This is a genomic window from Nonomuraea longispora (assembly GCF_004348345.1).
GTDB lineage: Bacteria > Actinomycetota > Actinomycetes > Streptosporangiales > Streptosporangiaceae > Nonomuraea > Nonomuraea longispora.
This window is the reverse complement of sequence record NZ_SMJZ01000003.1, coordinates 75161-95887: the sequence shown is the minus strand read 5'-3', so window position 1 is coordinate 95887 and position 20727 is coordinate 75161. Positions and strand designations below refer to the sequence as shown.

At 71.0% G+C, this 20727-nt stretch carries 19 protein-coding genes and 1 pseudogene; 9 read left to right on the top strand and 11 right to left on the bottom strand.

Going from position 1 to position 20727, the window contains the following annotated elements; genetic code table 11:
- Window position 1: 1 nt before the first annotated feature.
- Window positions 2–631: a TetR/AcrR family transcriptional regulator gene (locus tag E1267_RS01780; RefSeq protein WP_220449298.1), complete on the bottom strand. Its 630-nt coding sequence runs from the start codon at window positions 629–631 to the stop codon at window positions 2–4.
- 85 nt (window positions 632–716) lie between these two features.
- Between E1267_RS01780 and E1267_RS01775 the strand changes: the two genes are divergently transcribed.
- Window positions 717–1127 carry a nitroreductase family deazaflavin-dependent oxidoreductase gene (locus tag E1267_RS01775; RefSeq protein WP_132328955.1) on the top strand — a complete coding sequence of 137 codons (411 nt, stop codon included), beginning with the start codon at window positions 717–719 and terminating at the stop codon, window positions 1125–1127.
- 86 nt (window positions 1128–1213) lie between these two features.
- Here the strand turns inward: E1267_RS01775 and E1267_RS01770 are convergent, their stop codons facing one another.
- From E1267_RS01770 to E1267_RS01755, 4 genes are all read right to left on the bottom strand, one after another.
- Window positions 1214–1450 (bottom strand): exodeoxyribonuclease VII small subunit, encoded by a 237-nt coding sequence (locus tag E1267_RS01770; protein WP_132328953.1) that lies wholly within the window; start codon window positions 1448–1450, stop codon window positions 1214–1216.
- Window positions 1451–1456: 6 nt separating this feature from the next.
- Window positions 1457–2431, bottom strand: coding sequence for a reverse transcriptase domain-containing protein (locus E1267_RS01765; RefSeq protein WP_132328951.1), 975 nt, complete (start codon window positions 2429–2431; stop codon window positions 1457–1459).
- Between the two features lie 575 nt (window positions 2432–3006).
- Window positions 3007–3537 carry a DUF4245 domain-containing protein gene (locus E1267_RS01760; RefSeq protein ID WP_132328949.1) on the bottom strand — a complete coding sequence of 177 codons (531 nt, stop codon included), beginning with the start codon at window positions 3535–3537 and terminating at the stop codon, window positions 3007–3009.
- Between the two features lie 11 nt (window positions 3538–3548).
- On the bottom strand, window positions 3549–4157 hold the full coding sequence (locus E1267_RS01755) for a TetR/AcrR family transcriptional regulator (RefSeq protein ID WP_132328947.1): 609 nt from the start codon (window positions 4155–4157) through the stop codon (window positions 3549–3551).
- Window positions 4158–4388: 231 nt separating this feature from the next.
- Here E1267_RS01755 and glpX point away from each other — a divergent pair, with 231 nt between their 5' ends.
- Window positions 4389–5423 carry a class II fructose-bisphosphatase gene (gene glpX / locus E1267_RS01750; RefSeq protein WP_132328945.1) on the top strand — a complete coding sequence of 345 codons (1035 nt, stop codon included), beginning with the start codon at window positions 4389–4391 and terminating at the stop codon, window positions 5421–5423.
- A gap of 73 nt (window positions 5424–5496) precedes the next feature.
- Here glpX and E1267_RS01745 read toward each other — a convergent pair whose 3' ends face one another.
- Window positions 5497–6147 (bottom strand): DUF1707 SHOCT-like domain-containing protein, encoded by a 651-nt coding sequence (locus E1267_RS01745; RefSeq protein WP_161714976.1) that lies wholly within the window; start codon window positions 6145–6147, stop codon window positions 5497–5499.
- Window positions 6148–6318: 171 nt separating this feature from the next.
- Between E1267_RS01745 and E1267_RS01740 the strand changes: the two genes are divergently transcribed.
- Window positions 6319–7008: a DUF998 domain-containing protein gene (locus E1267_RS01740; protein WP_165959420.1), complete on the top strand. Its 690-nt coding sequence runs from the start codon at window positions 6319–6321 to the stop codon at window positions 7006–7008.
- 114 nt (window positions 7009–7122) lie between these two features.
- Here the strand turns inward: E1267_RS01740 and E1267_RS01735 are convergent, their stop codons facing one another.
- From E1267_RS01735 to pdxR, 3 genes are read right to left on the bottom strand one after another with little or no spacing between them, the layout of a single operon-like run.
- Window positions 7123–7929, bottom strand: a complete 807-nt coding sequence (locus E1267_RS01735; protein ID WP_132328940.1) for a TIM barrel protein — start codon at window positions 7927–7929, stop codon at window positions 7123–7125.
- Complete coding sequence (locus E1267_RS01730; RefSeq protein ID WP_132328938.1) at window positions 7926–8864, bottom strand: Gfo/Idh/MocA family protein; 939 nt, start codon at window positions 8862–8864, stop codon at window positions 7926–7928. The genes E1267_RS01735 and E1267_RS01730 overlap by 4 nt, the downstream gene beginning before the upstream one ends.
- Before the next feature lie 51 nt (window positions 8865–8915).
- On the bottom strand, window positions 8916–10307 hold the full coding sequence (gene pdxR / locus E1267_RS01725; protein WP_132328936.1) for a MocR-like pyridoxine biosynthesis transcription factor PdxR: 1392 nt from the start codon (window positions 10305–10307) through the stop codon (window positions 8916–8918).
- A 68-nt stretch (window positions 10308–10375) separates the two neighbouring features.
- Here pdxR and E1267_RS01720 point away from each other — a divergent pair, with 68 nt between their 5' ends.
- Both E1267_RS01720 and E1267_RS01715 read left to right on the top strand, forming a co-directional pair.
- Complete coding sequence (locus E1267_RS01720; protein ID WP_132328934.1) at window positions 10376–11251, top strand: DMT family transporter; 876 nt, start codon at window positions 10376–10378, stop codon at window positions 11249–11251.
- Window positions 11252–11296: 45 nt separating this feature from the next.
- The gene (locus E1267_RS01715; RefSeq protein ID WP_132328932.1) at window positions 11297–12949 is read left to right on the top strand and encodes a fumarate hydratase; all 1653 of its coding nucleotides are present in this window, start codon (window positions 11297–11299) and stop codon (window positions 12947–12949) included.
- Between the two features lie 141 nt (window positions 12950–13090).
- Here E1267_RS01715 and E1267_RS01710 read toward each other — a convergent pair whose 3' ends face one another.
- On the bottom strand, window positions 13091–13279 hold the full coding sequence (locus E1267_RS01710) for a DUF5999 family protein (protein ID WP_132328930.1): 189 nt from the start codon (window positions 13277–13279) through the stop codon (window positions 13091–13093).
- Between the two features lie 580 nt (window positions 13280–13859).
- On the opposite strand from E1267_RS01710, the gene E1267_RS01705 reads away from it, so the two are divergent.
- The 4 genes from E1267_RS01705 (at window position 13860) to E1267_RS01690 (ending at window position 19451) form a co-directional block, all read left to right on the top strand.
- On the top strand, window positions 13860–14468 hold the full coding sequence (locus tag E1267_RS01705) for a superoxide dismutase (protein WP_132328928.1): 609 nt from the start codon (window positions 13860–13862) through the stop codon (window positions 14466–14468).
- A 70-nt stretch (window positions 14469–14538) separates the two neighbouring features.
- Window positions 14539–15648 carry a serine/threonine-protein kinase gene (locus E1267_RS01700; RefSeq protein WP_132328926.1) on the top strand — a complete coding sequence of 370 codons (1110 nt, stop codon included), beginning with the start codon at window positions 14539–14541 and terminating at the stop codon, window positions 15646–15648.
- Window positions 15649–15683: 35 nt separating this feature from the next.
- Window positions 15684–18017: a serine/threonine-protein kinase gene (locus E1267_RS47075; protein WP_132328924.1), complete on the top strand. Its 2334-nt coding sequence runs from the start codon at window positions 15684–15686 to the stop codon at window positions 18015–18017.
- A gap of 48 nt (window positions 18018–18065) precedes the next feature.
- Window positions 18066–19451, top strand: a complete 1386-nt coding sequence (locus tag E1267_RS01690; protein WP_132328922.1) for a class II fumarate hydratase — start codon at window positions 18066–18068, stop codon at window positions 19449–19451.
- Here the strand turns inward: E1267_RS01690 and trpD are convergent.
- A pseudogene (gene trpD / locus E1267_RS01685) lies at window positions 19448–20501 on the bottom strand (anthranilate phosphoribosyltransferase). The gene E1267_RS01690 and the pseudogene trpD overlap by 4 nt on opposite strands.
- Between the last annotated feature and the right edge of the window lie 226 nt (window positions 20502–20727).

Genomic DNA, 20727 nt, shown 5'->3' with positions numbered 1-20727 from the left:
GCTACCGCCCGTCTTCGGCCGGGACGCTGTAGCCGCGGGTGACGACCGTGGCCAGCCTGGCCAGTCCGGTCTTGATCTGTTCGATCGTCATGCCGCGTTCCTCCTGCTGGAAGGCGATCAGGCGGGCGTTGACGGGCGCGAGGAGCACGTCGGCCAGGAACACCCGGTCGGCCTCCGGGCAGGCCTCGGCGAGCAGCGTCGCCAGGTGGATGTGGTGCACCCGGTACGGCCCGCTGTACCGCATGGTCCTGCCGCATCTCTCCAGCTGGACGAACAGTCCCTGCTGCGCCACCACCCGGTCGACCAGAGCGTCCAGGAACGCGGTGATCCGTTCGCGGGCGCGGACGCCGGGCCCGAGCGGCGGCGGCCCGGCGAGGAACGCCTCCTGGAACCGCCTCTCCTGCTCGTCGATCAGCGCGAGGACGAGCCCCGCGCGGTCGCCGAAGCGCCGGTAGACCGTGCCGACGCCGACACCGGCGACGCGGGCCACCTCGTCGAGCGAGATGTCGTCCGCGCCCTGCTCGGCGATCATCCTGGCGGCCACCTCAATGATCTTCCGCCGGTTGCGGGCGGCGTCGGCCCGTTCGGGCTGGGGCTGCCCGATCACGGGCAACGTTCGGCGTCCGCACACGAACGGCAGCATACCGCTTGTAAACGGAGAATTCTCCGATTAGTCTTCCAACCGGAGATTTCTCCGGATACTGTGAGGGGCCGTGATGAACGATTTCAACAAGCAGGTCATCGAAGAGTTCCGCGCCAACGAGGGGCGGGTCGGGGGCATGTTCGAGAAGGCACACCTGCTGCTGCTCACCACCACCGGCGCCCGGAGCGGCAAGCGGTCGACCTCCCCGCTGATGTACATGCCCGACGGCGACCGCCAGGTCGTCATCGGGTCCGCGGGCGGCAGCGACAAGCACCCCGCGTGGTACCACAACGTGCGTGCCCACCCCAAGGTCACGGTCGAGGTCGGCTCGGATACGTTCGAGGCCGAGGCCGTGGCCATCGAAGGTGCGGAACGCGACCAGCTCTACGCCCGGATGGTGGCGCAGGCGCCCCAGTTCGCCGAGTACGAGGCCAAGACCACCCGGCGCATCCCCGTGGTCGCGCTCGTACGCGCCGGATCCTGACCACGGCGGGCCCGCGGGGAAGAGGGGCATCGCGGGCCCGCCGGAGCGCCACGGCGACCGGCGCAGCGAGCAGGCCGGTCAGGCGGTCAGAAGGGGGCGTCGTCGGCGTCGCCCGAGGTGGGCTCGGAGCGGCGGGCCATGGCCGCGGCCAGCTTGACCCGGGCTCCCTGCAGCCACTCCTCGCAGACGGCGGCCAGCTTCTCGCCCCGTTCCCAGAGCTCGATCGACTGCTCCAAGGTGAGCCCGCCCGTCTCCAGGCGGCGCACCACCTCGGTCAGCTCCTCGCGGGCCTGCTCGTATGAGGGTGCCTTCTCGTCTGCCATTGGTAGTCAGGGGCGCGGTGCCACGAAGGCCCGGTTCCCCATCCCCCTTTCAATTCCGTACGTGCGGTTTTCCCGCATACGGCTTACCGATGATCTTCTTGACATGGTTACGCTGCCTTCGGATAGCGAATCGTGCCTCGCAGGCGGTGCAGAATCCGTTCCCGACCGACGGCGGTCGGTCCGTTCACGGACCTTGGACCGGAGCTTCTTCACCGCCGTCTGACTGGGCCGGCGGTGCAGGTAGTAGCGGATGATCCGCTTTCGTTCCCACAGCCGCCCGGACATGCGGGCTCTGAAGTGGCAGCCGAGGAAGTCGAGTCCTTCCCGGCCCTGTCTGAGGTCAACAATCCTCGTCTTGTCCGGGTGCAGCCTCAACCCCAGCGATACGAGGATGTCCTCAACCGCTTGCAGGGCCGCTCCGACCTGGACAGCGCTGCGGCACAAGACGACTCCGTCGTCGGCGTAGCGCACCAGCTCACCCACACCTCGCTTGGTCAGCTCGGTATCCAGAACGTGCAGGCAGACATTGGACATCAACGGCGAAATCACGCCGCCCTGCGGAGTTCCCGCGACCGTCCGCAGAACCTCCCCCTCCGCCATCACACCTGCTTCAAGCCACTGCCGCAGCAGCTTGAGCACCCGCCGGTCCGACACCCGCCGACCCACCTCGGCGAGCAACCGATCACGATCGATCCCACCGAAGAAGTCGACGATGTCGAACTCCACCACGAACACCCGGCCCTCGATGAAGCCCGTACGCAGCCGCTCCATCGCCTGCGCCGCCGACCGCTTCGGCCGAAACCCGAAAGAGACCGGCAGAAGATCGGCCTCAAAGAGGGGTTCCAGCACCAGCTTGGCGGCCTGCTGAGCCACACGATCGCGGATCCGGGGAATCCCCAGCGGACGCTTGCCACCTTGTGGTTTCTCGACTCCGGCGGCACCCCTGTTGGCCCGGACTCGCTCCCACGCCTCCCACAGCACGTCACCTCTGTGGACACGGTCATACAGGGCACCCTCGTCCCAAGCATGATCAAAGTGGGGGTCCTTCCCTCCCGGCGCGTTATGGTGCACGCCGACCAGCGGTACTGCGACCCCCTCGGACTCCCGCTGCCCTCCCGACGATTTCGCCATCGGCGTATACGCTTGGTCTCTCGCCCGACGAAAGGCGTGGTCAGACGGGTCTCTCCTGTTCCGGCCCGGACCGCGCACACGTGCCATCCTCCGTACCCCGGAAGAACCCGGCAGGCTGACCCCGGAACAGGGCCCACCGGACATGGCCTTCGCCGTGACATGAGCGGCTCGGCTTCTCCGTTGTGACTGTGACGAGGCTGCAAGGTTCGCCTGACGCTACGGCCCGCGTGCTCGCTCCCTCCAAAGAGGCTCTTGACACCCCGCTCAGCCCGCCATGTCTCCACGACGAACCGGGGCCTGCTACCGGGCACTCCGGTGTCTACCCGGACGGGACTTCCACCCGCAGGCCTGGACCAGCTTCCAGGACGCAACACGGCACCACCCTAGACGCGGCGGGGTGTGCCCCGGCGCAGGCGGTCGTGGTGTCAGCCCTGGGGGCGCTGCTGGAGGACGGAGGCGAGCTGGGCCAGCTCGGGCCAGTCGGCGGTGCCGGTGATCAACAGTGTGACGTCGGGCAACATCCGCACCAGGGTGCGCTGGTTCTTGTCCTCGCGGAAGCGTCGCTCCCACGTGGCTCCGCCGATCTGCTGCGTGCCGACGGCCTTGTCGCTGTTGGCCATGCGGCTGGCGAACCCGGCGGCCGGCTTCTCGTCGCTCTGCGCGAACATCGCGTGCTCCCGCTCGGCGGTGGCGTAACCGAGGAAGAGGACTTTGGCGCCGGCGTTGCCGGCGGCGATCCTGTTGCTGTTGGGCACCCATCCGGCCGGGTCGTTGCGCGGGGCCCACACGCGGTAGGGCACCTCGTGGCCGAAGTTGGCGACGGTGATCGAGTATTCGACCCGCGGGATGTGCTCATCGCGGCTCTGCGGGGTGACCAGCAGGAACACCCCGGCTCCGACCAGGCAGACCAGCAGGGCTACCGCGTAGCCGTAGAAACCTTCGGTGAACCGTCGCACACTTGGCGAGATTACCCGCTGGACCGGCCGGTCACCGAAGTGGCCGGGCGGATGCGGCCGATGATGGCGAGGGCGTCCTCGGCCAGGCCGCGATCGCCCGTGCGTACGACCTCGGAGACGGCCGCGGCCAGCGCGCCCGTGATCACCACGACGAGCGCGCCCTCGTCGTCGAACAGGGTCGCGTTGAGCTGGGCCCACCTGCGCAGCCGGTCGCGCATGACGACGTCGAAGCCGGGCGGTCCGTCGCCGCGCAGGAACAGCGCGGCCAGCTCGCGTTCCTCGAGGCAGCCCTCCAGGTAGGCGCGGGCGGCGCTGACGAACACGCGCATCGGGTCGGTCTCGCCTGCGGTGCGGGCCTCGCGCGCGGCCAGTTTGGTGCGCTGCGAGAGCCCGGCCTGGAACTCCTCCCACAACGTGAGGTAGAGGTCGGCCTTGCCGGAGAAGTGGTGGTAGAGGCTGCCCACGCTGGCCTCCGCCTTGGCCACCACGTCGGTCACGCCCGCGTCGGCGAAGCCCTTGGAGACGAAGACCTCCCTGGCTGCGGCGAGCAGTGAGCTGCGTGTGGCCGCGCCCCGCTCGGACGTGCGCGACTGGGCCACCACGTTTTCCACATCGCTCATTCGGATCTCCTCCACGGCGGGGCGCCATCCTGCTTCACGGCGGAGGCGGGATCTCCGGTGAGGGACCCGTTCTCCGATGTGCGGGGCGACCATGTCGAAGCTTACAGAGGTCACCCTCGCCCCGCTTCTGGGCAGAGAAGCAGGGGCGGGCAGGGCAGATTATCCCGTCCTGAGCGGGAATAAGGCGGCAACTACGATCGACGTAGATGTTCCACGAGGAGGCCACGCATCATGTCCGACGACACGTCCGTACCGGCCCGGCTCGCCACGGGCGAGCACGCCCCCGACCGCAACCTGGCGATGGAGCTCGTCCGGGTCACGGAGGCCGCCGCGATGGCGGCGGCCCGCTGGGTCGGCCGGGGAGACAAGAACGGCGCAGACGGCGCGGCGGTCAACGCCATGCGGCAGCTGATCAACACGGTTTCGATGAACGGCGTGGTGGTCATCGGCGAGGGCGAGAAGGACCACGCCCCGATGTTGTTCAACGGCGAGCAGGTCGGCGCGGGCAGCGGGCCCGCCTGTGACGTGGCCGTCGACCCCATCGACGGCACCCGGCTGACGGCGCTGGGCATGCCCGACGCGGTGTCGGTGATCGCCGTGAGCGAGCGCGGTTCGATGTACGACCCGTCCGCGGTGTTCTACATGGAGAAGCTGGTCACGGGCCCGGAGGCGGCCGACGTGGTCGACATCGAGGCCCCCGTGTCCGTGAACATCAGCGCGGTGGCCAAGGCCAAGCACTGCTCGCCGTCCGACGTGACCGTGGTGGTGCTCGACCGGCCCCGGCACGAGCGGCTGGTCAAGGAGATCAGGGAGACGGGTGCCCGGATCAAGTTCATCACCGACGGCGACGTGGCCGGCGCGATCATGGCGGCCCGTGCCGGTACGAACATCGACCTCATGCTGGGCATCGGCGGCACCCCCGAGGGCATCGTGGCGGCGTGCGCGCTGAAGTGCCTGGGCGGCGTGATCCAGGGCCGGCTCTGGCCGCGTGACGACGCCGAGCGCAGCAAGGCCGTCAACGCCGGGCACGATCTCGGCCAGGTGCTCACCACCAACGACCTGGTCAGGTCGGACGACGTGTTCTTCGCGGCGACCGGCATCACGCACGGCGAGCTCATGCGGGGCGTACGGTTCAGGGCCGGCTCGGCGGTGACGGAGTCGCTGGTGATGCGCGGCCGGTCGGGGACGATCCGCAAGATCGAGAGCGAGCACCAGCTCTGGAAGTTGCGGGCGTACAGCGCGATCAACTTCGACACCGCGGGCTGAGCGCAGCCCGGGCGGGACGGACGCGCGGGGCCGGTTGGGCGCCGGCCCCGCCTGGACCGTCCCGGGGCCGGGTTCAGCGGCGGCGTTTGCGGCGGGGCGGCTCCTTGACCTTGACCTCGCCGGCGAAGTTGGTCGTGCGCACCTCGAGGACGGGCCCGCCCGGCTCGGTCGGCTGCTTGGTCAGCCGGACGGTCTTGTCCTTGGCGACCCTGATCACCTCGAGCCCTTCCGGCACGTGGATCTCCAGCCCGCCGAAGACGAGGGTGGCGTTGATGACGATGCGCCGGTTCTGCAGGATCGCGTCGCGGAAGTCGAGCTTCGTCGTGCCGAACATGGCGGTCACGGCGACCTCGGCGGGCACGACCCAGCGCCCGCCGCGCTGCTCCTTCTTGAAAATGGCCGACACCGGCCGGCCGTCGAGGTTGAGCGGTTGTTCCTCGGCGGGCAGCAGGTCGGCGGTGAGCGCGGCCAGCTCGCCGAGCGTGCGCGAGGAGTAGAGCACGCCGAGCCGTTCCTCCAGCTCTTCGAGGGAGAGCCGACCGTCGGCGTGGGCGTCCTGGAGGACCTGGGCGATGCGCTCCCGGTCGGCGTCGGACGCGCGGAGCTCGTGCGGCTGGGGCGCGTCGCTGGGCGCCGGCTGGCGGCGGGCCGTCACCCACTCCTCGGCCAGCCGCTCTCCCACTTCCTGCAGCTTGGGCAACCACGATCCAGCGCGTTCGTTCACACTTCTGACGATATCTGGCGCCCGCAGGAAGCGCTCGTCCCGAACCGGTCAATGTCAGAGGATTCGCACCGGACGCGACCATCCTCTCGGACAGGCGTGTCGGCGTGGCGGGCCGAGCGCGGAATCCGTACGTCTTCCCGTCCGTTGATCAGGCCGAGGAGGTGTGTGCGCATGCATCGACCGGCGCGGTGGGGTCTCGGCGCGGCAGGGGCGGGCATCGCGGTCATCGTCGGCCTGGAGGTGTCCAGCCTCGACGACCTGAACCCGATCAGGCGGACCATCAGTGAGCACGGCATGGGCCCCGGCGGCTGGATCTTCGGCTGCGCGGTGGGTCTGCTGGCGGCGGGGTCGGTGGGCATCGGGGTGTCGCTGGCGCGCAGGAAGCTGGCCGGGGTCCTCGGCACCGTGGCGCTCATGGGGTGGAGCGTCGGCCTGCTCCTGACGGCCTGGTTCGAGAAACACGACTGGTCGGTGGGGCCAAGCGTCAGCGGGAGCATCCACCGGGTGGGCAGTTTCGTGGCCTTCCTGTGCCTGCCGCTGGCGGTCGTGCTCATCACCGGGCCGTGGCGGCGCCGCGAGCGGTCGCGGGCCACGCTGGTGGCGTTCGGGCTCGGGGTGTGCTCGGTGTTGTGGGTGGTGGGCATCGCCACGATGGTGTTCGTCGGCACGCGCAACGGCGTGCCCTGGTATCGGGTCATGCCGCTCGGGCTGGTGGAGCGCGGCCTGGCCGTCACGGAGGTGGCGGCGCTGCTGGCGCTCGGCGTGTGGGCGGCCACACCGGGAAGCCGGTCGCTGGAACCTGGGTTCCGTGCTGGCGGAACGGCCGGATCCGCGGCTAACCTGACTCCGCCTCACGTTTGATCCACCCCCCGATCAGGAGGCCGCCGACATGCGGGTGGGGTCCGCCGCGCCACTGGTGCTGGCCGCCGCGATCGTCGCGCTCGCGCCCGGCTTCGAGCCCAGGAGCCGCGCCGCTCAGCCCGCGCCCAGCACCCCGTCGAGGTAGGCGAGGCTGCGCCGCACGTCCTCGACCGGCCGCTCGCCCGGGCCGGACAGGATGACGTCCTGCTCCATGACGTACCAGCCGTCGTAGCCGCTCCTCGCCAGCCCGGTGACAATGGCGGCGATGTCCACGTCGCCCTCGCCGAGCGGGCGGTAGAGGCCCTCGCGCACCGCCCGCGTGTAGGCCAGCGTCCCGGCGGTGACCCGCGCGGCGAGGTGGGCTTCGACGTCCTTGAGATGCACGTGGGCGATCCGCGTCGCGGCCTGCTCGACCAGCGCGACCGGGTCGGTGCCGCCGACCAGCAGGTGGCCGGTGTCCAGGCAGAGCGGCATCGAGCTGCCCTCCAGCACCCGCTCGACCTCGGCCCGGGTCTCGACCATGGTGCCCACGTGCGGGTGCAGCACCGCCCGGGGGCCGAGCTCGGCGGCGATCCTGTCGAGGTTGCCCAGCAGAGTGGCCCAGCCTGCTGCGTCGAGCTCGGGACGGGAGTCGTAGCCGTCGTCGCCGGTGGCGGCGGCCAGCACGAGCAGCCCGTCTCCCGGCAGGTCCCGCAAGGGGTCGTGGCCGGGGTCGTGGAGCACGACGGGCACGAAGGCGCCCGCGAGGCCCAGGCCGTACCGCTCGATGAGGCCGGGCGTCAGGTAGCCCTGCGGGCCCAGCTCGGTCGCGGTCAGCCCGAGCTCACGCATCTCGGACAACACGCGCTCCGGTGGCAGCTGGTGGCCCCAGCCGGGGACCTCGCACACGCCCCACGAGATGGGGGCTCCCGCGAGCCTCATCGCCGCACCTCCGCCACCTCGACGGTACGGCTCTCGCGCAGCGACAGGTCGGCGGCCTCGGCCACGTACAGCGCCTCCAACGCGTCCTCGATCGAGCAGAGTCCCCGTCCGTCGCGGAGGAAACAGTCGATCTCGTCGCGGTACGCGGTCGAGAACCGGGTCACGAAGTCGGGCCACGGATCGTCCGGTTCCGGCAGGCCCTCGGTCGTGTGGAGCGGGGCGCGCGGGCCGAGCCCGACCGCCTGGGTGCGGCGCGTGCCCGCGAGTTCCATGCGCACGTCGTACCCGCCGCCGTTGTAGCGCGAGCCCTGCAGGGTGGCCAGCGTGCCGTCGTCGAGCGTGAGCAGCGCGGCGCTGGTGTCCACGTCGCCCGCCTCGGCGAAGAACGCGGCGCCGCGGTTGGCGCCCAGCGCGTGGACGGAGACGACCTCGCGGCCGGTCACCCAGCGCAGGACGTCGAAGTCGTGGACGTGGCAGTCGCGGAAGATGCCGCCCGACTGCGGGATGTACGCGGCCGGCGGCGGGGCGGGATCGGCCGTGATCAGGTGGACCCGGTGCAGCTCGCCCAGCTCGCCGTCCCGTACGGCCCGCGCCGCGGCGGCGTACCCGGGGTCGAAGCGGCGCTGGAACCCGACGTGCACCCGGTTGCCCGCGCGGGCCTCCAGCACCTTGACGGTCTCGTCCACGGTGCCCGCGACCGGCTTCTCGCAGAGGGCGGGGATGCCGAGCGCGCAGGCTTTGACGATGAGTTCGGCGTGGGTGGTGGTGGGGGTGGCGATGACCACGGCGTCCGACTCGAACGGGTCTCCAGGCCAGCCGTACGGGGACGTCCGCACGGGGTCGGCCACGATCAGCTCGTCCACCAGCGGATGGGCGGCGATGGTCGCGGCGTGGAAGGCCCCGATCCGGCCCAGGCCCAGCAGTCCCACACGCATGAACGTCTCCCGTCCCCGCCGGGGCCTGCGCCCCTGGCGGATATGAATTCCTTAGTCCATAGCATGTCCTGACATTCTTACTTTTAAGCCTCGGACTGCCTCGGCCGCCTTGTGAACCGGCAACCGTGCGAACCCCACCGCGACCGCGGGCTCGCCCGGCGTCTCGCGCATCGGCCCCACCGGCTCCGCGGCCAGCCCCAGCTCCCGCGCCACCCGTGCCGTCCGCGGCTCGTCCCAGCCGCCCGGCAGCTCCAGGTAGACGTGCAGACCCGCGTCGATGCCCTTGACGCTGATCTCGGGAAGCTCGGCGGCCAGCGCCCTGACGAGGGCGTCCCTGCGGCGGCGATATTCCCTGCGCATGCGGCGCAGGTGCTTGTCGTAGCCGCCGGTGCGCAGGAAGTGCGCCAGCGCGTACTGCTCGATCACCGGCGAGCCCAGGTCGAGCTCACCCCGCGCCCTGCGCACGTCCTCGGCCAGGTCGGGCGGCGCGGCCACCCAGCCCAGGCGCAGGCCCGGCGCGAGCGCCTTGCTGACGCTGCCCGACAGGACCACCCGGTCGGGCGCCAGGCCCTGAAGGCAGCCGACGGGGTCACGGTCGAAACGGAACTCCGCGTCGTAGTCGTCCTCCAGGATCACCCGGTCGCCCACGTGCGCCCACTCCATCAGCGCGGCCCTGCGGGACGGCGAGAGCACCACGCCGGTCGGGAACTGGTGGGCCGGGGTCACCAGCACCGCGTCGCCGCTCAGCCTCCGCACGTCGAGGCCCTCCTCGTCCACGGGCACCGGTACCAGCCGCGCGCCCGCCCTCCTGAGCAGGGGGGCCTGGCGGTGGCTCGTCGGGTCCTCCACGGACAGCCGGATGGGGCGCTGCCGGGACAGCACGTGGAGCACGAGGCTCAGCCCCTGCGCGACGCCGCCCACGATGATGAGGTTCTCCGGGCGCGCGTCCGCCGCCCTGACCCTCCTGAGGTAGCCGGCCAGCTCTTCCCGCAGCTCAGGCACGCCGCCAGGGTCCCCGTAGTCGAGGGCGTCCGAGGGTACGGTGGCCATGACGTGCCTGACGGCCGCGAGCCAGCGTTCACGCGGGAAGTGGCTCAGGTCGGGAGAGGTGGGGCGATGACCGTAGTACGGCGCGGGGGTGTCCGAGGCGGGCCGGGCCGGCGTCGCCGCACGCTGCCTGGGTGCTGCTCCGGCGGCCGGCACCGGGGTGACCTGGGTGCCGACGCCCACCCTGGAGACCAGGAACCCCTCGGCGACGAGCTGCTCGTACGCCTCCACCACCACGCCCCTGGAGACCTGGAGGTCGGCGGCGAGGTCGCGGGTCGCGGGCAGGCGGGTGCCGGCGGCGAGCCGGCCGCTCCGGATGGCGTCGCGCAACTCGGAGGCGATCTGACCGGCGACCGCGCCTTGACCCCGATCGAGCTGGATGTGGAGGTCGGCCATATTGGTCCTGTCATCCGGCGGGACATTGGACTGTTTCCCCGAACCATTCTGCTCCTAGCATCCCGCCCATGAGACACGGAATCGTCCGCGCGGCCTCCGCCATGTTCCTGCTCGGGACGCTGGCGGGCGTCTCGGGGCTCATCGGCGACTACCCCATCTACGGCGGGCAGGCCGTGCGCTACCTCGCGGCCGCCGTCATCCTGCTCGTCATCACGCGGGTGCTCGGCCTGCGCTTCGTCCGGCTGACGCCGCGCGAGTGCCTGTGCCTGGCCGGGCTCACCCTGCTCGGCCTGGTCATCTTCAACGTCTGCGTGATCGAGTCCACCAACGCGTCGGGGCCCGCGCTGGTCGGCACCATCCTCGGCACCGTGCCGCTCTGGCTCGCGCTGGCAGGCGGGCGGCCCGCGCCCCGCGTGCTCATCGGCGCGTGCGTGGTGGTGGCAGGGGCGACGCTGGCCACCGGCCTCGGCAGCGGCAACCTGCCCGGCCTGCTCTGGGCGCTCGGCGCGCTCGTGGGCGAGATCTGCTTCTCCCTGCTGGCCATCCCCCTGCTGCCGAAGCTGGGCGCGATCAGGGTGTCGGCCTACTCGACGGCGCTCGCGGTGCCCATGCTGGCGTTGGTCGGACTGGCCTACGAAGGGCCGGGCATGGTGCGTACGCCGACCGTGGCGGAAGGACTGGGGCTGGCCTACCTGGCGATCGTCGTGACCGTCGGCGCCTTCTTCCTCTGGTACTCCGCCCTGCCCCGGCTCGGCCCCGGGCTGGCCGGGCTGTTCGCCGGTCTCATCCCGGTCGGCGCGATCGTCACGGGGGCGGTGCTCGGGATCGCCATGCCGACGGCGTACGACCTGCTCGGGGCCGGGCTGGTCATCGCCGGCATCACGCTCGGCCTCACCGCGGGCCGGTCCCGTGCGAGAGCGCAGGCGGCCGTCTCCGAGGCGTGAGGCCCGCGTCACCCGTTAACCTCTTGGGTGACCGAAAGGATGGACATGGGCGAGTTCGACTACACCGACCTGCTGCCGCTGGGAGCCGATGAGACCGAATATCGGCTGATCACCACGGAGGGGGTGCGGAAGGTCGAAGCGGCCGGGCGTACGTTCCTCGAGGTCGAGCCGGAGGCGCTGCGGCTGCTGACCGAGACGGCGATCCACGACATCTCCCACTACCTGCGGGCCTCGCACCTCGCCCAGCTCCGCAAGATCGTCGATGATCCCGAGTCGAGCGGCAACGACCGCTTCGTCGCCCTCGACCTGTTGAAGAACGCCTCCATCTCGGCCGGCGGCGTGCTCCCCATGTGCCAGGACACCGGCACCGCGATCGTCATGGGCAAGCGCGGCCGCCACGTGCTGACCGACGGGCGCGACGCCGAGCACGTCTCGCGCGGCGTCTACGACGCCTACACCCGGCTCCACCTGCGTTACTCCCAGATGGCCCCCTTGACCATGTGGGAGGAGAAGAACACGGGCGACAACCTGCCCGCCCAGATCGAGCTGTACGCCGAGGACCCCCACGGCCATCCCGACGAGTACAAACTGCTGTTCATGGCCAAGGGCGGCGGTTCGGCCAACAAGTCGTTCCTCTACCAGGAGACCAAGGCCGTGCTCAACGAGAAGCGCATGCTGGCCTTCCTGGAGGAGAAGATCCGCTCGCTGGGCACGGCGGCCTGCCCTCCGTACCACCTGGCGATCGTCGTCGGCGGCACCTCCGCCGAATACGCGCTCAAGACCGCCAAGTACGCCAGCGCCCGCTACCTCGACTCGATCCCCACGGAGGGTTCGCCGTCCGGGCACGGTTTCCGGGACCTCGAGATGGAGGCCAAGGTCTTCGAGCTCACCCAGAAGCTGGGCATCGGAGCGCAGTTCGGCGGCAAATACTTCTGCCACGACGTACGCGTCATCCGCCTGCCCCGGCACGGCGCCTCCTGCCCCGTGGCCATCGCCGTGTCCTGCTCCGCCGACCGGCAGGCGCTGGCCAAGATCACGCCGGAGGGCGTGTACCTGGAGCAGTTGGAGACCGACCCGGCGCGGTTCCTGCCGGACACCACGGACGAGCACCTCTCGGACGACGTGGTGCAGGTCGATCTCAACCGCCCCATGCCCGAAGTCCTCGCCCAGCTGACGAAATATCCGGTCAAGACGCGACTCTCCCTCACCGGGCCGCTCGTGGTCGCCCGCGACATCGCCCACGCCAAGATCGCCGAACTGCTCGACAACGGCGGCGAGATGCCCGACTACCTCAAGAACCACGCCGTCTACTACGCCGGGCCCGCCAAGACCCCCGACGGTTACGCCTCCGGTTCGTTCGGACCGACGACGGCCGGGCGCATGGACTCGTACGTCGGGCGTTTCCAGGCGGCGGGCGGGTCGATGGTGATGCTGGCCAAGGGCAACCGGTCCAAGCAGGTCACCGAGGCGTGCAAGCAGCACGGCGGCTTCTACCTCGGCTCCATCGGCGGCCCCGCGGCCAGGCTGGCCCAGGACTGCATCAAGAAGGTCGAGTTGCTCGAATATCCCGAGCTCGGGATGGAAGCCGTGTGGAAGATCGAGGTGGAGGACTTCCCCGCGTTCATCGTCGTGGACGACAAGGGCGAGGACTTCTTCACCGACACGACAGGCCCGGTCCTGTCGATCGGCCGCCGCTGACGGCGGGGGTGACGCCGGCGCGGGGGCCATCACCGGGCGGATGCTCACGGTGGCCGCCGCGGCGGGCGGCCGGGGGGTTGAGGAGCCGGGATCAGGCGCCGGCGGGCGCCCGGCGCCTCGGCTCCGGCCGGAGGTGGGCGGTCACGCGGCCACCGGTGACCGGTGCGGCGCCACGACGGTGCCGTCGGGCAGCAGCAGGCCGGTGTCGTCGAACAGCACGACGCCGTTGCAGAGCAGGCTCCACCCCTGGTCAGGGTGGGAAGCGATCACGTGCGACGCCTCACGGTCGGGCGAGTCGGCACTGGGGCAAACGGGGTGGTGACTGCACATCGCGCACCTCTCAGATAGCGCTCCTGGTCGTGGTTCAGTAGGGCAGCAGGCGCCCCGACGGCGTGCGAAGGTCCAGTCCGGCTCTGGCCGGCTTCTTCGGCCGGCGGCGAACCTGGGTCTGGCGCATCTTCATCACGTCCTTCTGCGATCGGACATCGGTGGAGGACTTCGGCCTGTGCCCCCAGTCTGGCGCTCGGCACCGACATTTCCGGTGGCCCAGGACTTGTCCCTCCCTCATGGCTTTACCATGCCCCCAACCGCTTACGGCACCCTTACAACCCGCTGACGAAGCCCCCTAGGCCCCGGTAAGCGCGCTTGTCGAGCGCCGGAAACGGCCTTCCATTCATCATTGACGCGGCACGGCGGTGAAAGTGTGCCGGCGGACACAAAATGCCCCGCGAGCTGCGTGAACGCGCTCCAGAAAGCCGGGCGGAGACGCGGGCGCGGGCGGCTGACCGCCGCCCGCGCCCGCTGGACCAACCTGACCTCGCACACTGCCGAGGACCTAGGTCGCAAGTCTGATGCAACTGCGAATGAGTTGCAATAGTGTCGTGCCCAGAGATCCAGAAGGAGGACACTCATGGGGGACTACACCCTTCCCGACATGCCCTACGACTACGCCGCGCTCGAGCCCGCCATCACCGGCGAGATCCTGGAGCTGCACCACGCCAAGCACCACGCCGCGTACGTCAAGGGCGCCAACGACACCCTCGAACGCCTCGCGGAGGCCCGTGACACGGCCGAGTTCTCCAACCTCGTGGGCCTGGAGAAGACGTTCGCCTTCAACCTGTCCGGGCACGTCCTGCACTCGATCTTCTGGCAGAACCTGTCACCCGACGGCGGCGACCGCCCGGACGGAGCTCTCAGGGACGCCATCGACCAGCACTTCGGCACGTTCGAGGCGTTCCAGAAGCAGCTCACCGCAGCCACCTCGACGGTGCAGGGGTCCGGCTGGGGCGTGCTGGCCTGGGAGCCGACCGGCCGCAGGCTCGTCGTCGAGCAGGTCTACGACCATCACGGCAACGTGGGGATGAACACCACACCGCTGCTCGTGTTCGACGCCTGGGAGCATGCGTACTATCTTCAGTATCGGAACGTGCGACCCGACTACGTCGAGAAACTGTGGGGCCTCATCAACTGGGACGATGTGGCCGCGAGGTTTGCTGACGTGACGAGTCAGGCGAGTTGACTTAACTTCGCAACATTTTATCGGCCACGCCTCTACTGGTCGGTTTACACAAATAGGTAAGCTGCCAGGCATGCGTGCGCCTTCCGGTTACCTACTCGCCGCGCGCTACCGGCTCCTGGAGCCGGTTGGTCGTGGCGGCATGGGCACCGTTTGGCGGGCACATGACGAGCTGCTCGACCGCGACGTGGCGGTCAAGGAAGTACGCCTGCCCACCGTGCTCGACGAGGAGTTGCGCGCCGAGTTGTGCGCCCGCACCGAGCGCGAGGGCAGAGCGACCGCCATGGTCACGCACCCCTCCGTCATCACCGTGTTCGACGTGGTCACCGAGGACGACCGGCCATGGATCGTGATGGAGCTGCTCCGGGCCAGGTCTCTGGAGCAGCTCATCCAGGACCACGGGCCGCTCCCTCCGCGCAGGGCCGCCGAGATCGGCCGGCAGATCCTGGGCGCGCTGCGCGCGGTGCACGCCAAGGGCATCCTGCACCGCGACGTCAAGCCGAGCAACGTGCTCGTGACCGAGGACCGCGCGGTGCTCACCGACTTCGGCCTGGCCGCACTCGAAGGTGACGTTTCCATCACCCAGGCGGGCATCGTGCTGGGGTCCGCCGGTTACATCGCGCCGGAGCGGGTGCTGGGCTCCAAGGCCAGCCCCGCGGGGGATCTGTGGTCCCTCGGAGCCACCCTCTACACCGCCGTCGAAGGCAGGGGCCTGCACGGTCGCCGCACGGCCGCCGCCGCTCTCGCGGCGCTCACGAGCGGCGAGCCCATCCCGATGAGCAAGGCGGGCCCGCTGGCCCCCGTGCTCGACGCGCTGCTGCGGATCGACCCGCAGACCAGGCTCGACTCCGTACGCGCCTCGCTGATGCTGGCCAGGGTGGCCGCGGGAGGCTCGGCGGAGGAGCCGCTGACCCCGCGCAAGCCCAAGTCCGCGCGCCCGATGCCCACCCTCACGCCGCCGTCTTTCACACGCAGGCCCGCGCATCGCGGGCTGCACAGGGCCGAGACCCAGACCGTCACCGTGCCCCCGCCGAGGCAGGAACGTAAAGCCGGTGAGGGGGTGCACAGGAAGCGCGTGGAAGCGCGCCCGTCGCCGTCGGCTTATGCCCGTTTGAAAGCTGCGGTGATAAAGTTGTTCCTTCCTCGGCGGTTCTGGCCAAGAGAACTTCGCAAGCGAGGGTAAAGCACTTCCCAAGCGAGAATCGATATCTTCTTCTCATGCCGGAACAGCAGACACGCCTGCTCGCGGAGCGCTACGAGCTCGTCACCCCGCTCGGCCGGGGCACCATGGGCACCGTGTGGCGCGCACGCGACCGCGCGCTGGGGCGCGAGGTGGCGGTCAAGGAGATCCGCCAGGACCCGGTTCTCACCGAGGAACAACGGACCGAGCTGCGCGAACGCATGGTCCGCGAGGGCCGCATCGCCTCCCGGATCAACCACCCCTCCGTGGCCTCGATCCACGACGTGATCATCCACGACGACAGCCCGTGGATCATCATGGAGCTCATCGAGGCCCGCTCGCTGGAGCAGGTGATCGGCGAGGAGGGTCCGCTGCCGCCCCGGCTCGTGGCGGAGATCGGCGTCGACCTGCTCGGCGCGCTGCGTGCCGCGCACGCCCAGGGCATCACCCACCGAGACGTCAAGCCCGCCAACGTGCTCATCACCGAGAGCGGGCGCGTGGTGCTGACCGACTTCGGCATCGCCAAGGCCGAGGGCGACTCCCGGCTCACGAAAACGGGCATGGTGATCGGCTCCCCCGGCTACACCGCCCCGGAACGTGCCCGGGGCGACTACACCGGTCCCGAATCCGACATCTGGTCGCTCGGGGCCACACTCTACTTCGCGGTCGAGGGGCGGCCGGCCTACGAACGGTCCACCGTCGCCGAGACCCTCGCGGCGCTGCTCACCGAGAGCGCCGACCCGCCCACGCAGGCGGGACAGCTCCGTCCCGTGCTTAACGGGCTGCTGAACAAGGACTACCGGCAGCGTCTCGGCGCTGCCAAGGCGGAGACCCTGCTGCGCATGGTCGCCGACACCCCCACGAGCGAGATGCCGGTGGTCACGGCCGAGGCTCTTATGGCGCAGGAGGCCGCTTTGCCCGATCCGTTCACCGCCCACAAAACCCCCGCCGACCAGGCCTCCGGCCCGGCCGACCAGAATCCCGGCTCCGGCCGGCCCGGACAGGGCGGCGGGGCGCCCGGACGCGCGTCCGGCGGACCGCGAGGGCCGCACGGCCCTGGCGGCCCCGGACAGGGTCCTGGAGGCCCCGGCCAGGGTCCCGGAGGGCAAGGACAGGGTCCCGGGGTGCAGAGGCAGGGGCAGGGCGCTGCGGCGCCGTCCGGGGCGTTCGGCAGCCAGGGGCACGCCGGCCCGGGCGTTCCCGGTCCCAACGCCTTCACCGGATCCGGCGCGGGGCAAGGCGGGCCGCCTCCCCAGGGCGCCTTCGCCGACCCCGCCCAGGGCACACCCCACAACGCCTTCGCCGGCCCCGGCCCTCAGCAAGGGGGACCCGGCCGTGCGCCGGGCGGCACCGGAACGCCAGGGCAGGGCGCGACCAATCCCGTGGGCGGCCGTCCCGGAGCGGGCGGTGGGCCGGGCGGACAGGGGCCCGGAGGACAGGGACCCGGAGGACAGGGACCCGGAGGGCGAGGACCGGGTGCACAGGGGCCCGGCGGTCACGGTGCCAGTGGGCAGGGACCCGGTGGACAAGGAACGCAAGGTCCCGGCGGGCACGGTGCCGGCCAGGGGTCCGGCCCCCACGGGCGCGGCGCACAAGGAACGGGCGCACAAGGGCCTGCAGGCAACGGGCCAGGGCCACAGGGACCCGCTGGACGAGGACCCAGCGGACAGGGGCCCGGTGGACAGGGACCCGGTGGACAGGGGCCCGGTGGACAAGGACCCGGCGGACAGGGACCGGGAGGTGGCGGGCCTGGAGGGCAAGGGCGCGGTGCCGGTGGTCAGGCAACCGGTCCCCACGGGCCCGGCGCACAGGGGCCTGGGCAGGGGCCCGGCGGGCAGGCCGCGGGTGGTCCGGGGGCTGGGCCGCGTACGGCCGGAGGCCCGGTACGGGGATCGAACGCACCCACCGTTCCGCAGAACATCGGCCGCCCGCCCCAGGGTGAGCAGCGGCTCGGCACGCAGGGCACCGCCGGACCACAGGGCGCGTCCGGGACCGCCTCCCCCGAGGCGGGGTTCGACCCGGAGCGGACGATCAGCATCTCGCGCCCCAAAGGCCCCTTCCCCGCGAGTCCCGAGGGGGGCAGACCGCCGCAGGCGCAGGGCGACGAGGGCGCGTTCATGACGACGCGCATCCCGAAGAGCGGGTCACCGGGCCAGCAGGTCTATCCGCCGACGGACCAGGAGCCCGGCTCGCCGCCGCAGCAGCAGCCGGTGCCGCAGAGTGACGGGCTGGGCACCGACCTGTTCGCCATCGCCGGCCAGCCGGAGCAGCGGCCGGATGGCAACCGCAACGGCATGCTGGTGCTCATGGCGGTCGCCGCCGCCGCGGCCGTGGTGATCGCCATCCTGATCGTGGCCCTCATCTCCGGCTGAGCGGGGGCGCTTCCGGGCGAGCCCGGGATCGTGGGTCAGACTGAAGTCATGAGCGAGTTCAGGATCGAACATGACTCGATGGGTGAGGTACGCGTGCCGGCGGGAGCACGGTGGCGCGCGCAGACCCAGCGGGCGGTGGAGAACTTCCCGGTTTCCGGGCGGCCGCTCGAGCCGTCGCACATCGCCGCGCTGGCCCTGGTCAAGGCCGTGGCGGCGGAGGTCAACGGCGAGCTGGGCGTGATCGAGAAGGACATGGCCGAGGCGATCGCGCAGGCCGCCGCCGACGTGGCCGAGAACGAGCACGACGCCCACTTCCCCATCGACGTCTTCCAGACCGGCTCGGGCACCTCGTCCAACATGAACGCCAACGAGGTGATCGCGACGCTGGCCGAGGAGCGGCTGGGCCGGCCCGTGCATCCGAACGACCACGTGAACGCCTCCCAGTCGTCCAATGACGTCTTCCCGACCTCGATCCACGTGGCGGCGGCGACCGAGGTGACCTACCACCTGCTGCCGTCGCTGCGGCACCTGGCGGAGGCGCTGCGGGCGAAGGCGATCGAGTTCGGCGGCGTGGTGAAGTCGGGACGCACGCATCTGATGGACGCGACTCCGGTGACGCTGGGCCAGGAGTTCGGCGGGTACGCCACGCAGATCGAGCACGGCGTCGTACGCGTCATCGCGGCGCTGGAGCACGTGCTCGAACTGCCTCTGGGCGGCACCGCCGTGGGCACCGGCATCAACACACCGTCGGGGTTCGCCCAGGCGGCGATCGAGAAGCTGCGCGAGGCGACCGGCATCCCGTTCGCGGAGGCGCGCGACCATTTCGAGGCCCAGAGCGCGCAGGACTCGATCGTCGAGCTGTCGGGGCAGCTCAAGGTGGTGGCCGTCTCGCTGAACAAGATCGCCAACGATCTCCGCTGGATGGGGTCGGGCCCGCGCGCCGGGCTGGGCGAGGTCAACCTTCCCGATCTGCAGCCGGGCTCGTCCATCATGCCAGGCAAGGTCAACCCGGTGATTCCCGAGGCCACGAACATGGTCGCGGCGCAGGTCATCGGCAACGACGCGGCGATCACGTTCGCGGGCGCGTCGGGGAACTTCGAGCTGAACGTGCAGCTGCCGGTCATCGCCCGCAACGTGCTGGAGTCCGTCAGGCTGCTGGGCAACGTCTCGCGGCTGCTCGCCGACCGCTGCGTGGCCGGCATCACGGCGAACGTGGAGCGCCTGCGCGAGTACGCCGAGTCGTCCCCGTCGATCGTCACCCCGCTGAACCGGTACGTCGGCTACGAGGAGGCCGCCAAGATCGCGAAGCAGGCGCTGGAGGAGCGGAAGACCATCCGCGAGGTCGTCATCGAGCGCGGCCACGTGGCCGACGGCACCCTGACGGAGGAGCAGTTGGACGCCGCGCTCGACGTGCTGTCGATGACCCGTCCCTAGGACGGCCGCGCCTGCTGCGTGGCCTGCGCCCAGCGGGTGAGCAGGGCCGCCGCGGCGCCGGAGTCGACGGCGTCGGCGGCCCGCTTGCGCGCCGCGCCCAGCGCGGCGGTGAGCTCGTGGGCCGGCGGCACCCCCTCCGCGGCCACCACGGCGGCGGCCGCGTTGAGCAGCACGACCTCCCGCACATGGCCCGGCTTCCCCGCGAGCACGGCCCGCGCCACCGCCGCGTTGTGCCGGGCGTCGCCACCGCGCAGGTCGTCGTGGCGAGCCCTGGGGATCGACAGGTCGACGGGGTCGAAGGCGGTCCGCGTCACCCTGCCGCGCCGCACCACCCAGACGGTCGAGGGGCCGCACGTGGTGAGCTCGTCGAGCCCGTCGTCGCCGCGGAAGACGAGGGACGAGCCGCCGCGTTCGGCCAGGACGCCCGCGATGACCGGCGCCATCGACGGGTGGAAGACGCCGACCGCCTGCGCGGCGGGCGGCGCGGGGTTGGTGAGCGGGGCCAGGAAGTTGAAGACCGTCGGCACGCCCAGCTCGCGGCGCGGTCCTGAGGTGCGTTTCAGCGCCGGGTTGAACGCCGGCGCGAAGCAGAACGTGATCCCCACCTCCTCCGCGACGGCGACCGCGGCTCCGGGCGGCAGGTCGACGACGACGCCGAGCTCTTCCAGCACGTCGGCGGCGCCGGACATCGACGAGGCGGCCCTGCCTCCGTGTTTGACCACCTTCGCGCCGGCCGGGGGCGGCCACGACAGCGGCCATGGTGGAAATGTTCACGGTGCCGGCGCCGTCGCCGCCGGTGCCGACGAGGTCGACGGGGTCGCCGGACACCCTGATGGCGGCCGATCGGGCCAGCATGCCGTCGGCCAGCCCCGACACCTCGGCCACGCTCTCGCCCTTGGCCCGCAGCGCGACGGCGAACGCGGCGATCTGCGCGTCCGTGGCCGCGCCCGACATGATCTCGTCCATGGCCCAGGCGGCCTGGCGTGTGGTGAGCGACACACCGTCGAGGAGCAGGGTGAGCAGCTGCGGCCAGCCGGTGCGGGTCGTGATGGTGCTGGTCAAGGTGGGCGTGCCTTTCCGTCAGTGCTCGACGGGGGCGCGTGCCACATGGGGACGGCCGCCTCGTCGAGGCGGCCGTGTGCGTATGCGCTGGAAGGTCCGCCTAGGAGGCGGGCCACCACAGGAACGAATACGCGATCATGCGACCCAAGGTAGCAGACCACGTCATCCACATAAGACGGAACGTTTCTATGTCGCTCCCACATATGCGTCGGCG